We start from the raw sequence: 14,301 nt of genomic DNA, 5'->3' as shown, positions 1-14,301 counted from the left end.
CATGCACCAGACGGCCCCACCCCACGTCCTGTCACCGCGGTCGTTCGACCAACTGCTGGGCGGCGGGGGAGGCCCCGAGACGGTGGACGTCCTGCGCGAGACCGAGCGAAGCTGGCGGCTGCTCGTCGTACGGGCCCTGCTGGACGCGGCCGCGACGGCACCGGCCGGTCCCCTGCCTCCGCTGGACGAGGGCTGGCGCCTGTTGTCGCGAGCCTGGTCCGCGGCTGCGCGGGAGGTGGAGCGACTGCTCTCGTATCCGGCCGTCGGTATGTGGTCGGCGCACACGCTGCGTCGGCTGCGGGGCACCGCCGGCCATGACGCGCCCCTGTGGGCGGAGACGGGGCACCTGCACGCACTCGCCGCGAGCGCGGCGATCCACGCCGGCCTGGAGTTCCGCACCGACGTCCCGGTCCGGTACGGCTGGGCCGTCCTGCCCGCGCTCGGGGCCATGCGGGTGCCCGGCGGCCCGGACTGGACCGTGGCCGAGGTGTCCGCCCGCGACGGGGACGTGCGGATCGCGGGCCGTCGGCTGGGCGGACCGGGCTGGCACGCTGCGGCCGAGCTGCGCGCCGACGGGTGCACGCTGCTCCTGGACGACATCGACCCTTATCGCGCCCTGCGCACACCGGGCGTTCCCGAGCCGCTCGACTCCGCCGCCCAGTGGCAGGAACTGTTCGGCTCGGCCTGGGAGATCCTGCGCGCCACCGATCCGGACGCGGCTCGGGCGCTGGCGGATGGACTGGTGTCCGTGGTCCCCCGCCCACGCTCCGAGCGGTTCCGGCCGCACAGTGCCTCCTCCGGCGACGCCTTCGGCACGGCGGTGGTGTCGGTTCCCGACGACGGCGAGCAGTTCGCCTCGACGCTGGTGCACGAGTTCCAGCACAACAAGCTCAGCGCGTTCATGCACCTGTTCACCCTGTACGAGGACCCGGGCGCCCGGCTGTACTACGCCCCCTGGCGGGACGACCCCCGGCCGCTGGGCGGCCTGCTCCAAGGGGTGTACGCGTTCTTCGGAGTCACCGCCTTCTGGCGGCGGCGCGACCATCCGCTCGGGCGGTTCGAGTACGCGCTGTGGCGAGCCCAGACGGCGCACGCGCTCCACACGATCAGCCGGTCGGACGGGCTCACCGACCTGGGGCGGCGTCTGCTGGCCGAGCTCGCGGGGCGGCTGGAGCCGTGGCTCGCGGAACCGGTGGACGCGCGGACCCGCGTCGCGGCCGACCTCGCGATCGCGGACCACCGCGCGACCTGGCGGGCGTACCACCTGCGCCCCGACCCGGGTGCGGTGCGGGCCCACGCGGCGGCCTGGCCCCACCAGGCCCGGTCCGTGGCGCGGCGCCACGAGCCGGTGCTCGTCGCGGGGCGGCCGGTGCGGGGCTTCGACACGCGGGCGGTGCTGCTGCGGTGGCTGCTGGCGGACCCGGCGGGGTTCGAGCGGCTGCGGGACGACCCCGGCGCCACGGTGAGCGGTGCGCGGCCCGAGGACATCGACCTCGTCACGGGCCGTACGGCCGAGGCGCTGCGCGCCTGCCACGCGCGCATCGTCCGTGGCGAGGGCGACCCCGAGTCCTGGGTGGGGCTGGGCCTCGCCGCCCGGGCCGAAGGGGACCCGGCCGGTGAGGGACTGCTCGCCCACCCGGAGCTGGCCGCGGCCCTGTACGCCGAACTCGACGGCCGCGCCGACCCACTGGAGCTGGGCCGCGTGCTTGCGTCCGGCGCGTCGATGACGGTGGCGTAGCGGCGGCGCTCGATTTCCCGCCTGTCGGCGTGGGACTGGGGCCGCTGGGCCCCAACTGCCGATTTGGGTCCTGGTATGGGCCTCTGAGCCCTGTCAGTGGGCCCGGGGGGCGTCGCTACGGTTCGGTTCCCCGGCGGGTGCACGGCCCGGCCGCTGGTGACCCGATCGAGCAAGCCACGACGAGGTGACGTGTGAACCGCAGCGAGCGGATACGCCGAGGAGTACGCACGAGCACGGGGCAGACGGCAGTCGAGTACCTGGCCATACTGGGGCTCGTCACCCTCGTGGTCGGCGCGATCGTCGGCGCCGTGATCGGGGGCGACATCTCCAGCTCCGCACACCGGCAGATCTGCCGGGTCGTGGGGACGGCCGGCGGCGACTGCGGCGAGGACAACGATGTCAGCGACGGCGACGGGCAGTCCGGAACCGGCGAGCCCGTCCAGCCTGCCGCCGCACCCGGTGACGACACCGGTAGGCCCGGGAGCGAAACCCACGACAAGCCTGACGGCGGCAAGGGGAACGCGCTTCCCGATCTGTGCTTCGAGCCGAAGGAACGGGCATCGAAGTCGTCGGTCTCCGTCCCGGGCAACGGTCCCGTCAGCACGGCGGCCGCCTGGGGCTACTCCTGGCTGGTCAACTTCGTCATCGACAAGGTCAACAACGAGAAGAACAAGGAGAAGCGGGTCCAGGAGGCGCTCGCGGACCTCGCCTACTGCCTCCCCGACTACAACATCGTCATCGCGCAGCCGCACGAGGGCAATCTGCAGCAGATGGACGGTGCGGCGCTGATCGAGACCGTCAGCATCAGCGGCACGACGTACCGCGTCTACGCGTTCAAGACCGGCAAGTTCACCTGGGCGGACGACGCCGACCTCGGGTGGAAGAACCGCGGGTTCTACGGCGTGTTCGACGTCAGCGAGGACCGCCGCACCGTCACGTTCCAGGAGCCGCCCCGTCCCAAGCGGAAGGAGGGCTGGAAGCCCGGCGACGAGGGCTGCGAGATCGAGGGGGAGGAACTGCCCGACCGGAACCGGTACTACAACACTTACTCCCCGCTGGACAACGCGGCGTCGGCTCAGGCCGTCCGGATGCTCGTGAACGACATGCGCCGCTGCTACCCCGACTACAACGTGGTCGCGATGCACTCGGAGCAGTCGTCGCACTGGGTCGAGGAACCGGATTCGTTCGTCCATCACGGCAGGTACCGGCTGAACTCGCCCGAGTACCACGGCGACGAGAAGGGGGACGACATCGCCTCGGGCCGGGCCGTGTTCGATGTCTACGTCTTCGACAAGGGCACGTTCAGCAATGACGGCGACGGCGGCTACACCAACTGGGCCTTCTACGGCGACTTCACCCGCGACGGCTCGAAGGTGAGCTTCGAGCAGCCGGAACCCGCCGACCTGGACGCCGATTCCATCCCCACCGGATCGAGCGCGGTCAACTTCAACGACGGGTCGCCGAAGTACACGGACGGCGGGCCGTACCCCGGTACCGACTACTCCGGCAAGGTGCCGGGCGACAGCGCCGAGTTGATCCATTCGCTGATCGACGAGTACAGCCGCAGCTTTCCCGGCACGAACATCATCGCGGTGAAGTCGTTCAACGACCTCTCCTTCTCGGGAGTGTCCGGCCTTGAACACCTTGCGGTGGTGCACGGTGTCGACGTGTTCTCCATCGACGAGGGAACCATCTCCAACAACGGTGACGGCGGCTGGCAGAACTGGGGCTTCGCCGGCACCTTCGAACGCGCGGAGGACTCGAAGGAGGTGAGCTTCAGCAGCCACTGAGGGGAAGCCGTCGTGGCCCGCCCGTCAGAGGGCCTTGCAAGCGTGCTCTGGCGCCGCGTGGACGGTGATGGTGCACAGTCTCCTGGTTGCACGCGTGAGGGCGACATACAGGTCACGCTCGCCGCTGGGGCGGCCCGTGACGATCTCCTCCGGGCCGATGACGACGCACGCGTCGAACTCCAGGCCGCGGGCCTCGGAAGCCGGCACGAGGCGTGCCCACTGGGCGACACCTGCGGATGCCATCTCCTTGACCCGGTCGTCCGCGCAGATCACGGCGAGCAGTTCGCCCGGGTGCGCTGCGGCCTGCGCCCGGACTTCCTCGGCCACCGTGGTGGCGAGCGTGGGCGGACATGCGGTGAGGCTGCGGGGCGGCTCGCCGTGGCGGATCGATCGGCTCGGCTTCTGGCCGGGGGCGATCCGCGCGAGAAGGTCGTGGGTCGTTTCCAGGATCTCCTGGGTCGTGCGGTAACCGACGGTCAAGGTGTGCAGGGCGAACCGGCTGCCGAGATGCGGCCCCAGAGCCTGGGACCAGTCGCCCGCTGCCGTCGCCGGGCCCGCCTGGGCGAAGTCGCCCACCAGCGTCATCGACCTGGCCGGGCACCGGCGCAGCACCATCCGCCACTCCATGGCGGTCAGCTCCTGCGCCTCGTCGACCACGACGTGCCCGAACGTCCGCTCCGTCGGCCCGTCCACCAGTTCTGCCGCCTCGTCCAGCAGCGGTACATCGGCATCGGTCCACGGGGCGTCAGGAGAACGCACCAGCCGGGAACGTTCGTCATCGGTGAGCGAGGGCAAGCGCCTGGCCATCGTGCGAGCTTCCGCGAGCAGAGCCCGTACGACCGCTTCGGGTGTAAGCCGTGGCCAGAGGGCTTCCACCGCACAGTCGACGTGGGCGTCGCCCATGAGATGCGCGCGGACGGCTTCCGCGTCGAACAGTTCGCCCGGATCTGCGGCCGGCGCGTCGTCGAAGCCGAGACCCCTCAGGTCCTCCTCGGCCGCGGCATCGAGGTCCATCCCGGTGCTCTCGGCGATCTCGGCGTCGATGTGTTCGAGGGCCTCGAGGGCGCTGCGCTCCAGCGCGCCCGTGGCCGTGCCGACCAGGTGCTCCTTGAAGACCTCCCGCGCGGGGTTGTGCGCCAGGCCGCTCGCCACCGCAGCCTTGCGCGCCGCCGCGACATCCACGCTCTTCAGGCGGAGCCAGTCCTGTCCTACGCGCACCGCGAACCCGCCCTCCGGTGCCTGCAGGGAGCGCACGAGGTCCGCAAGCGCCTCGGCCATCGGGACACTCCCCTTGAGTCGCGCGACATCAAACGACTCCACGGCTGCGGGCACCACCCCGGCCAGCTCCGCGCAGGTCGCCAGGACCACGTCGTTCTCCCCGAGCGAGGGGAGCACCTGGGAGACGTAGTCGAGGAACCGCCCGTTCGGCCCGAGCACCAGCACACCGCGCGCGGCTGCGCCCGGGAACGCGTACAGCACGTACGCCGCCCGGTGGAGCGCGACGACGGTCTTGCCTGTACCGGGGCCGCCCTGCACCACCGTCACGCCCCGATGCGGGGACCGGACGATCGCGTCCTGCTCCCCCTGCAGCGTCGCCACCGCCGCACGCATCCGCCCCGTGCGCCGCGCCTCCAACGCCTTCGTCAACGGGCCGTCGCCGACGATGTCGCCGACCGCAGGTGCGGATCCGTCCAGCATCTCGTCGCTCACCGCACGTACCGCGCGGTTCTCGACCCGAAGATGACGGCGCCGCCGCAACCCCATCGGGTGGGCGGCCGTCGCCGCGTAGAAGGACCGCGCCGCTTCCGCTCGCCAGTCGACGAGCAGCGGCAGGTCCCGGTCGTCCATGTGCAGGCCGAGCCGTCCGATGTGGAGGACGGTTCCGTCCGCGACGTCGATCCGGCCGAACGCCAACCCCTCCTCGGCTCCCTCCAGCCGGCGAAGCCGATGCGCCAAGCGCTCCGCGTCGACATCGCGCGCGTACACCTCGCCCGCGCTGTCCACCGACGAGTTCAGCACGGCCGCCAGCTCGGCCCGTACATCCGCCGACTGCTCATCGAGCAGCCTGTACATGGCGGCCACGTGGGCCTGCTCCACCTCGATCTGTCCTGCGGCACCCACATTGAAATGCGGCAACAGCAGCCTTCCTCTCCACTCGGCTCCCCACTATGCGGCCAGACTTCTGCAAAAGTAAGGCTTGACTTACTTGTCCGAGTCGGCCGCCCGGGCCGGGCGGTGTGGGTTTCACCGTCCGGCGGGCCGGCGCCGTAGGACCGTGAGCGCCGGGCCGAGCGCGAGAATGAGGCCGAGAACGGCGAAGCCGTGGGTGAGGGTGGTGAGCGAGGCGACCGCCGCGACGAGCAACGGGCCGCCCGCATCACCGAGTTCGCGGCCGAGTTCGGCGGCGCCCATGGTTTGGCCGAGACGCTCCGTGGGGGTGCTCGCGGCAAGGGCGGCGAAGCCGAGCGGGGTGATCAGACCGGTTCCGGCGCCGATCAGCGCGGCACCCAGGAGCAGCCCGGTAAGACCCGGCAGCATGGCACAGCCCAGTCCCGCGGCGGTGAGCAGCAGCCCTGCCGCGATGCCCGTACCGGTCGCCAGCCGTCCGTGGTCCAGCGCCCGCCCGGCTTTCGGCTGGACCACAGCCGCGCAGGCGGCCAGTACCGACACGGCAGCGCCGGTGGCCACCGTACCCAGACCGGCCGCCCGGCCTGAGACCGGCAGGAAGCCCACCCCGACCGAGAGTGCGGCGGTCGCCGCGGCCAGGGCTGAGGTCGGGGCGAGGAAGGCCGGGTCGGCCAGGTGCCGGACCAGGTCGAGTACCGTTTGCCGGGCCCTGGGCAGCGGCGGGACGACCGGGACTGCGAGCGCGGCCCACACGGCGACCGCCGCACCGAGCACGGCCAGGACGATGAACAGCAGGCGCAGGCCTCCGGCCCACACCAGCACTCCGCCGAGCAGCGGGCCGAGGGTGTAGCCGATCGACTTGTAGAACCCGTAGCTGCCGAAGGCCCGGCCGTGCTTGGCCGCCGGGGTGAGGCGGGCGACCAGCGCGGAGGCCGACGGGGAGAAGGCGGAGGCCGCGGCGCCCTGGCCGAGGCGCGCGGCCCACAGCCGGCCGGGGCTGTCCGCGACGACGTACAGGGCGGACGCGGCGGCGAAGGCCATGAGCCCGCCGAGCAGGACCGGGCGTGCGCCGATCCTGTCGGCGAGTGTGCCGAACAGCGGCTTGAGCAGTACCTCGGCACCGTCGTACAGGGCGAGGAGGCCGCCGAGCACCAGCAGCGAGGTGACCGCACCCTGGGCGTGGCCGCCGAGGCTGGCGGCGATTCCGTGCGCGCCGAAGGCAGTGGTGAAGCCCGCGGCGTACAGCGGCCACATGTGCCGGGCCGGAGCCGCCTGCACCGTTGGGTCCGTGCTCACTGTTCCGCCTCCGGGGCCTGGTGCAGGGCGGCGAGGACGCGCTCGGCGTAGTCCCACCGTCACTGTCTGCCGTGGCTGTTGCCGCGGCACTGCCAGGATCGGCGGCCTCGACCGCATCACCCGGCTGCGCGACCTGCGCCGGCCTGCGCTGTCCGTGCCAAGTCCTCCTGCGTCTGAGGCTCGGACTCGCGATCGGCCGGCGGAGTGCGTTGGACGGCGATCATGGCAGCGTCGTCGGCCAGGCGCCCGCCGACGTGGGCGAGCAGGTCTTCGCTCAGGTGGTGGACCAGCTCCGGGGGGTTGCCCTGCTCCCAGGCGGCGACCCGCTCGACCAGCGGATAGAAGACGCCGCTTCCGTCCCGGGCCTCCACGACGCCGTCGGTGTGCAGGAGCAGGAGGTCTCCGGGCAGCAGGGTGAAGGTGTCGACGTGGTAGTCGGGGTCGGTCAGTTCACCCAGGCCCAGCGGCAGGGCGGGGCTGGTGGCGCGCAGCGGGATGACCTGCCCGTCGCGCAGGAGCAGGGGAGGCGGGTGTCCGCAAGTGACCATCCGCATCTGCGGCAGTGCGTCCGGAATGTCGATGACCGCGGCGGTGATGAAGCACTCTCCCGCCGCTTCCTGATCGGTGGGTTCCGCCAGATTCCAGCGCACGCTGTGGTCGAGGTAGGCCACCAGGCCGGGCAGGCTGGACTGGCGGTGCCCGGCCTCCCGGAAGGCGCCGAGCAACAGCGCAGCATCACCGACGGCGGTCAGGCCCTTGCCCATGACATCGCCGATGATCAGCCGGGTGGCCCCCTTGGTGCGGACGGCCGCGTAAAGATCGCCGCCGATCAGCGCCTGTTCCTCGGCAGCCAGGTACACCGAGGCGACCCACAGCGGGCCGATCCGGCGGGGCAGCGGCCGCAGAAGCGCTCGCTGTGTGACCTCGGACACGGTCCGTACCTGCGCCAGTTCACGGCCGTGCCGCTCGCGCAGGTACCGGAACAGGGTGACGATCACCGCGACCACCACCAGGGCGATGATCTGCGAATCGAAGTACATACCGCTCAGGCGGGCGTCCGGGTGGGTCAGATTGACGGCGAGCAGGGCCACCACCGATATGGCTCCGATCACGCCGGTGAGAAAAGCGCCCGCGAAGGACGCGGTGATCGCGGGCGCCACGATCAGCAGGGGGCCCAGCGGCACCCCGTTCGGAGTCAGCGCGTCGACCAGCGCGATGGCCCCGATCAGCCCGAGCGGCAGCGCCAACAGCGCATCGCTGGTCCGCCACGAGCGCCGGCGGTGTGGAATCGGGCACCGCAGACTCATACCCTCGGCTTACACCTTCCAGGACAGCGCCGCAGATCGTGACGGATCCGCGTGCGCCACCACTGAGCGTCAGTGTCCCTCCGGATCGGCGGTCCGCCCCTGGACAGGGAGGCAGGACCGGCACGCCTACGGATCTTCTACGACAGGGGGCGCGCCGGCGATGAGCACGCCCCCTTTGGTTCCAGCGGCACCCGCTACTAGCGCGCGATGATCACGACGGGGCCGCCGTTGAACCCGTGGCCGAAGCGGAACCCACCATTGTCGAAGCGGTGGCCGAAGCCGAACCCTCCATCGTCGAAGCGGTGGTCGAAACGGAACCCACCATTGCCGAAGCACCGCCAGTCGTCGCCGAAGCACCGGCTGGTGGTCGCATGAGTGTGCACGGCAGGGGCTGCTGCTGCGGCCGTGCCGGCTATGCCGATCGAAGCGCCGCCGGCCATCAGAATGACGGCTGACGTCGCGACGAGACGCTTGATAGCCCCTTCTACTCGCATGGTGATGCACTCTTCTTTCTGCCGCGCAGGGTCGGGCCCATGGGCCCATGGGCCCGACCCTGCGCGGTCTTGGGGCACGAAATCAAGACCCCGGCCGCAATGGAGCGGCACGGTCGAGGGCGTCGCCCCGCGCATTCGAGGACCAGGTCTCGCATCCAGGATCCCCGCTGCACGAGAACCAGCCGAACAGGGACGTATCCCCAGGTTGCAGCCGTACTTCGGTTACGTGTGCAGCACCCTTCTGGATTGCCGCTCTGACAGGCACTGGACGACATACCGACCAGTCGGCATGATGGTCCGGTCACCCGACGTCGTCTCGTCTCCCAGGAGTCACGATGAGCCCCGACCACCCGCCCGGACTCGATCTCGACCGGCTGCGCGGGCTGCTCGACCGGGAGCGGCCCGGCCTGGCGCGGGGCCCGCTGACCGGCCGGCTGATCGAGGGCGGACGGTCGAACCTCACCTACACGGTCACGGACGGCGCCTCGCGGTGGGTCGTACGGCGTCCCCCGCTGGGCCATGTCCTGGCCACCGCCCACGACATGGGGCGCGAGCACCGGGTGATCAGCGCCCTGCATCCGACGGGCGTGCCGGTGCCGCGCACGGTGCTGCTGTGCGAGGACGAGGACGTGCTCGGCGCGCCGTTCTACGTCATGGAGTTCGTCGAGGGCACCCCGTACCGCACCGCGGGGCAACTCGCCCCGCTGGGCGAGGAGCGCACCCGCGACGCCGTGCTGTCCCTGGTGGACACCCTCGTCGAGCTGCACGCGGTGGATCCCGCCGAGGTGGGCCTCGCCGGCTTCGGCCGCCCCGAGGGCTTCCTGGACCGGCAGCTGCGGCGCTGGGGAAAGCAGTTGGCGGCCTCCCGCGACCGTGAACTGGCCGGCGTCGACGAGCTGCACGCGGCACTCGGGCGCGCGCTGCCCGACTCGCCCGCCCCGGCCGTCGTGCACGGCGACTACCGCCTCGACAACGTGCTGCTCGGCCCGGACGACCGGATCACCGCGGTACTCGACTGGGAGATGTCCACGCTCGGCGACCCGCTGACCGACCTGGGCCTGTTGACGATGTACAGCACGCCGCTGGGCATGCCCGGCTCGCCGGTGTCCACCACCGCCGAGGCTCCGGGGCACCCGTCCGCGGCGGAGCTCGTCGAGCGGTACGCCGAGCGCTCGGGGCGGGACGTCTCGGCGGTCTCCTGGTACACGGCGTTCGCCTGGTTCAAGCTTGCCGTGATCCTGGAGGGCATCCACTACCGGTACACGCTCGGCCAGACGGTCGGCCGGGGTTTCGACCGCATCGGCGACCTCGTCCCCGTCTTCATCGACCACGGACTGACCACGCTTCAGGAAGGCTGACCGGACATGGACTTCGCGTTCGACGCGCGCACCGAGGAGCTGCGCGCCAGGCTCCTGGCCTTCATGGACGAGTACGTGTACCCGGCCGAGGCGGTGGCCGAGGAGCAGCGGGCCGCGCTTGCCTCCCCGTGGGACACACCCGCCGTGGTCGGGGAGCTGAAGGCGGAGGCGCGCAGGCAGGGCCTGTGGAACCTGTTCCTGCCGGACGCCGGGTACGGCGCCGGGCTGACCAACCTCCAGTACGCCCCGCTCGCCGAGATCACCGGCCGCTCCCCGCACCTGGCACCCGTCGCGCTGAACTGCGCGGCGCCCGACACGGGCAACATGGAGGTGCTCGCCCAGTTCGGCGACGAGCGGCAGAGGAAGCAGTGGCTCGAACCGCTGCTCGCGGGCGAGATCCGTTCGGCGTTCGCGATGACCGAGCCGGAGGTGGCCTCCTCGGACGCCACGAACGTCACCACGCTCATCGAGCGCGAGGGCGACGAGTACGTCATCACCGGCCGCAAGTGGTACATCTCCGGCGCGATGAACCCGGACTGCAGGATCTTCATCGTGATGGGCAAGACCGACCCGGACGGCCCGGACATCCGCCGCCAGCAGTCCATGGTGCTGGTGCCGCGCGACACCCCCGGCGTCACCGTCCGGCGCGCGATGCGGGTCTTCGGGTACGAGGACCACTCCCACGGCGGCCACGCCGAGGTGGTCTTCGACCACGCGCGCGTGCCCGTCTCCCACCTGATCGGCGAGGAAGGGAGCGGCTTCGCCATCGCCCAGGCCCGGCTCGGACCGGGCCGCATCCACCACTGCATGCGGCTGATCGGCATGGCCGAGCGGGCGATCGAGCTGATGTGCCGCCGGGCGGTGTCCCGCACCGCCTTCGGCAAGGCGCTGGCCCAGCAGGGCGTGGTCCACAACTGGATCGCGGACGCGCGGGTCACCGTCGAGCAGTTGCGGCTGCTGGTGCTGAAGACGGCCTGGCTGATGGACACCGCCGGCAACAAGGGCGCGCACACCGAGATCCAGGCCATCAAGATCGCCACGCCTCGTGCGGTGGTCGGCATCCTCGACCGGGCCATCCAGTTGCACGGCGCGGGCGGGTTCAGCCAGGACCTCCCCCTCGCCGAACTGTACGCGGCCGCGCGCACACTGATGGTCGCCGACGGTCCGGACGAGGTGCACCAGCGGTCGCTGGCACGGCGGGAGTTGAAGAAGTACCTGTGACGCGCGGTGGTCGGGGCACCGGCGGTGCGGCGCCCGGGTCACGCGGGGAGCAGCGCCGCCTCGCGTGAGAAGAAGGCCAGTTGGGCCTTCTTCTCCGGCAGGTACACGTCCGGCAGGTCCACTTCGGGCAGGGTGACAAGGGGTCCTGCGGTGAAGCCCTCGCGGAGGAAGCGGGCGACGGCCTTGCCGTTGCGCACGTCGGGGTCGACCACCACACGGGTGCGGCCGAGGCCCAGGAGGACGTACGACAGCAGGGCCGTCATCAGCCGGGAGGTCCACCCGGACCGCTCGGCGCCCGGCGCGGCGGGTGCCAGGAGCAGATGGATGCCGAGGTCGCCGGGATCGACGGCGTAGCACTCGCCGACGCGGTCGGCGGACGGTTCGTAGGTCTGGAGGAGGGCGACCGGTTCGCCGTCCTTCGCGACGAGGAAGGCGTGGTGGGTGTCGAGGGTGGCCATATGAGCGTAGATCTCGGCCACCTGCTCCTCGGTGAGACCGGTCATGCCCCAGAACGCGGCCCGTTGCTCACTCACCCAGCGGTGGACCACCCCGGCGTCGGCCCGCGCGTCCAGCGGCAGCACACGAACGGTGCCGAAGCCGTCGAGGTACTCCTCGTGGACGGCCTCGCGGGAGGCGTACGGGCGGTGCGGGGCGTTGACGGTGTGCGCGGTGCTCACGCTGTGCGCGTCAGACATCGGTCTCCTCGCTCTCCTTCTTCATCCGCTCCCAGTCGGTGACGACCGGGACGAGCTTTCCCGCGCGCCACAGGGGCAGTTGGTCGCGGTGGTGGGGCGAGCCGGGGATCCCGGACGCGCCGAACGGGACCACCCACCGGCTGTCCTCGCGGCGCGCCAGGTCCCACACGTAGCGGGCGGCCGGACCGCGCGCGGCCAGGTCGGTGAGGCCGGGGACGGCGGAGGTGCACAGCACGCAGTCGTGGTCGCCGGACAGTCCGGGTTCGTCGTACGGCGTCCCGGGCGGCAGCGCCCGCCAGGGGGCGAGGCGGTGGGTGTCCCCCCAGGTGCCCGCAGGTGGCCGGGCGGCTGCCTCCTCGATCGCCTCGCGGACGGTGGACGGCCGGTCGATCCCGTACGACTTCTCGGCGGTCAGGAGGTGTTCGAGGGCGTAGGCGACGCGCGGGAGCAGGGCCAGCCAGGGCAGGAAGACCTCGGGGTACGCGGGCGGGTCGGCCAGCACGGCGAAGGCGGGATGGGCCGCCAGCCGGCGTACGACAGCAGAGCGCACGGTCGCGAAGAGGGCCGCGTCGGTACTGTCGGCGTCCATGTGGCGGTCCCACCGTAGGAGCCTGTCCCGCAGGGCGGCGGCCCCGTCGCTCAGGCCGTCGAGGGCGGCGAGGTGTTCCAGCAGGGGCGCGGCGGAGGCGAGCCAGGTGTCGGTGTGGAGCGCGGAGACCTCGGCGGCGGACCACCGCCGGCGCTCGTCGAGCAGGGCCCGGATGCGGTCGGCGCGGTGCGGCGGGGCGAACTCGACGCCCAGGGGGGCGGCCGGGCCGCGCTGATTGGCCATGACGGCGACGCCGTCGGTCAGTCCGGCGCGCGGCGGCTCGTGCCATCCCCGCCAGTCGTGTCCGGGCTCCCAGGCGGGCACCACACGGATCCGGTTGGCCTCGGACCGCACCGGCACCCGGCCGGCCACGCGGTGCAGCACCCCGCCCCGGGTGTCGGCGGCCTGCACGACGTTGACCGGCTCGGCCCACCGGTCCACGGCCCGGTCGACGTCGGCAACCCGGCGCGCCCGCAGCAGGGGCAGCAGGGCCTCGAACCCGAGGTCGCCGGTGACACGGGGCGGGTGGCGCAGGCTGATCGCGACCGGGACCGCGCCGGACTCGTCCGCACCGTCGTCCAGCCCTTCGGGGCCGCCGATGACGACGGGGCCCCGCTCGGTCTCCAGCACCTCCACCTCGACCGGATCCTCTCCGGCCACCTCGATCGTCTCGGTGTGCCGGGCGGCCCGCCGCCAGACGCCGTCCGGACCGAGCGCCTCGACGCCGGCGCCGGTGCGCCGCAGCCGTTCCCGGTACAGGTCCTGGTAGTCGGCCATGGCGTTGGTGATGGCCCAGGCGACCGTGCCGGTGTGCCCGAAGTGGGCGATGCCGGGGACGCCGGGCACGGCGAGGCCGACAACGTCGAACTCGGGGCACGCCAGGTGGATCTGCTGGTAGACGCCCGGCTCCTCGATGAAGCGGTGCGGGTCGCCCGCGATGACCGGCTGCCCGGTGACGGTCCGCTCGCCGGCGACGAGCCAGCCGTTGCTGCCCGAGGTGCCGGGGCCGTCGGTGGCGAACAGGCCCACCGCGTCCGCGCCGAGGCGGGTCACCACCTGCTCGCGCCACAGCTTGGCGGGGAAGCCCGCGAAGAGGATGTGGGTGGCGAGCCAGACACCCAGGGGCGTCCACGGCTCCCAGCGGCCGGGCGTGAGGCCGGCGCGTGCGAACTCCGGGGCCGCGGCGGCCGTCAGTCCGGCGTTGACGCCGTCCACGTACGCCCGGACCCAGTCCGCCGTCTCCGCGTCGCGCCGCTCCAGGGCCGTGAAGCAGCGGCGCGCGGTGTCGTCCAGGCGGGCGCGCCGCGCGAACCGGTCCCAGGGCAGGGCCGACGGGCCGAGGGAGGACGCCGAAGTGCCCTGTGCGCGGTGCCGCTCCACCTCCAGTTGCCAGGACCGGTCCAGGGCGGTGACGCGGCCCTGGGCACGGGCCAGTTCCGCCACGCCGTCCGCACGCAGGTGGGGAATGCCCCAGTCGTCGCGGTAGACCTCGGTCGCCACCCCACACCCCTTCGTCATGTTTAGGCAAGCCTAACCTAATTCATTCCTGGCGGAATCGTACGGATCCGCACCGCGTGAGGCACTCGAACGCGCGCACAGGGCTCGCACAGAAATGGCATGTGCCGTTCATCGGACGGCCACACGACGCGCGTTGAGGCGACAGGGTCCGGCCCTTGAATTCCCTTG

10 protein-coding genes are annotated in these 14,301 nt (G+C 72.1%); 4 read left to right on the top strand and 6 right to left on the bottom strand.

Going from position 1 to position 14,301, the window contains the following annotated elements; translation table 11 throughout:
• Nucleotide 1 precedes the first annotated feature (1 nt).
• A complete protein-coding gene (locus tag CG719_RS05660; protein WP_100567377.1) occupies nt 2–1,738 on the top strand; it encodes an HEXXH motif domain-containing protein in 1,737 nt (578 codons plus the stop codon).
• Nucleotides 1,739–1,929: 191 nt separating this feature from the next.
• Nucleotides 1,930–3,528: a Flp family type IVb pilin gene (locus CG719_RS37315; RefSeq protein WP_100567376.1), complete on the top strand. Its 1,599-nt coding sequence runs from the start codon at nt 1,930–1,932 to the stop codon at nt 3,526–3,528.
• Between the two features lie 24 nt (nt 3,529–3,552).
• On the opposite strand, the gene CG719_RS05650 is transcribed toward CG719_RS37315, so the two are convergent.
• The 4 genes from CG719_RS05650 to CG719_RS05635 all read right to left on the bottom strand — a co-directional run bounded on the left by CG719_RS05650 (nt 3,553) and on the right by CG719_RS05635 (nt 8,752).
• Nucleotides 3,553–5,601, bottom strand: coding sequence for a HelD family protein (locus tag CG719_RS05650; RefSeq protein WP_100567599.1), 2,049 nt, complete (start codon nt 5,599–5,601; stop codon nt 3,553–3,555).
• Nucleotides 5,602–5,772: 171 nt separating this feature from the next.
• Nucleotides 5,773–6,909: an MFS transporter gene (locus CG719_RS05645; RefSeq protein WP_100567375.1), complete on the bottom strand. Its 1,137-nt coding sequence runs from the start codon at nt 6,907–6,909 to the stop codon at nt 5,773–5,775.
• Between the two features lie 158 nt (nt 6,910–7,067).
• Nucleotides 7,068–8,258, bottom strand: a complete 1,191-nt coding sequence (locus tag CG719_RS05640; protein ID WP_100567374.1) for a PP2C family protein-serine/threonine phosphatase — start codon at nt 8,256–8,258, stop codon at nt 7,068–7,070.
• Between the two features lie 197 nt (nt 8,259–8,455).
• A complete protein-coding gene (locus tag CG719_RS05635; RefSeq protein ID WP_100567373.1) occupies nt 8,456–8,752 on the bottom strand; it encodes a hypothetical protein in 297 nt (98 codons plus the stop codon).
• A 335-nt stretch (nt 8,753–9,087) separates the two neighbouring features.
• On the opposite strand from CG719_RS05635, the gene CG719_RS05630 reads away from it, so the two are divergent.
• A complete protein-coding gene (locus tag CG719_RS05630; RefSeq protein ID WP_100567372.1) occupies nt 9,088–10,110 on the top strand; it encodes a phosphotransferase family protein in 1,023 nt (340 codons plus the stop codon).
• Nucleotides 10,111–10,116: 6 nt separating this feature from the next.
• A complete protein-coding gene (locus tag CG719_RS05625) occupies nt 10,117–11,331 on the top strand; it encodes an acyl-CoA dehydrogenase family protein (RefSeq protein ID WP_100567371.1) in 1,215 nt (404 codons plus the stop codon).
• A 38-nt stretch (nt 11,332–11,369) separates the two neighbouring features.
• Here the strand turns inward: CG719_RS05625 and CG719_RS05620 are convergent, their stop codons facing one another.
• Nucleotides 11,370–12,026, bottom strand: coding sequence for a GNAT family N-acetyltransferase (locus CG719_RS05620; protein WP_100567370.1), 657 nt, complete (start codon nt 12,024–12,026; stop codon nt 11,370–11,372).
• The gene (locus CG719_RS05615; protein ID WP_442802709.1) at nt 12,019–14,133 is read right to left on the bottom strand and encodes a penicillin acylase family protein; all 2,115 of its coding nucleotides are present in this window, start codon (nt 14,131–14,133) and stop codon (nt 12,019–12,021) included. Before CG719_RS05615 ends, CG719_RS05620 begins: the two co-directional genes overlap by 8 nt.
• Nucleotides 14,134–14,301: the final 168 nt, after the last annotated feature.

Origin of the sequence: Streptomyces sp. CB01373 (genome assembly GCF_002803075.1) — a bacterium.
In the GTDB taxonomy this organism is placed as follows: Bacteria; Actinomycetota; Actinomycetes; order Streptomycetales; family Streptomycetaceae; genus Streptomyces.
This window is presented reverse-complemented; position numbering and strand designations above follow the sequence as displayed.

Excerpts from the sequence above, each read along its gene's own strand:
- CG719_RS05660 (WP_100567377.1), top strand. The coding sequence starts at position 2 with ATGCACCAGACGGCCCCACCCCACGTCCTGTCACCGCGGTCGTTCGAC.
- CG719_RS05650 (WP_100567599.1), bottom strand. The coding sequence starts at position 5,601 with ATGTACAGGCTGCTCGATGAGCAGTCGGCGGATGTACGGGCCGAGCTG.
- CG719_RS05645 (WP_100567375.1), bottom strand. The coding sequence starts at position 6,909 with ATGTGGCCGCTGTACGCCGCGGGCTTCACCACTGCCTTCGGCGCGCAC.
- CG719_RS05640 (WP_100567374.1), bottom strand. The coding sequence starts at position 8,258 with ATGAGTCTGCGGTGCCCGATTCCACACCGCCGGCGCTCGTGGCGGACC.
- CG719_RS05635 (WP_100567373.1), bottom strand. The coding sequence starts at position 8,752 with ATGCGAGTAGAAGGGGCTATCAAGCGTCTCGTCGCGACGTCAGCCGTC.
- CG719_RS05630 (WP_100567372.1), top strand. The coding sequence starts at position 9,088 with ATGAGCCCCGACCACCCGCCCGGACTCGATCTCGACCGGCTGCGCGGG.
- CG719_RS05625 (WP_100567371.1), top strand. The coding sequence starts at position 10,117 with ATGGACTTCGCGTTCGACGCGCGCACCGAGGAGCTGCGCGCCAGGCTC.
- CG719_RS05620 (WP_100567370.1), bottom strand. The coding sequence starts at position 12,026 with ATGTCTGACGCGCACAGCGTGAGCACCGCGCACACCGTCAACGCCCCG.
- CG719_RS05615 (WP_442802709.1), bottom strand. The coding sequence starts at position 14,133 with ATGACGAAGGGGTGTGGGGTGGCGACCGAGGTCTACCGCGACGACTGG.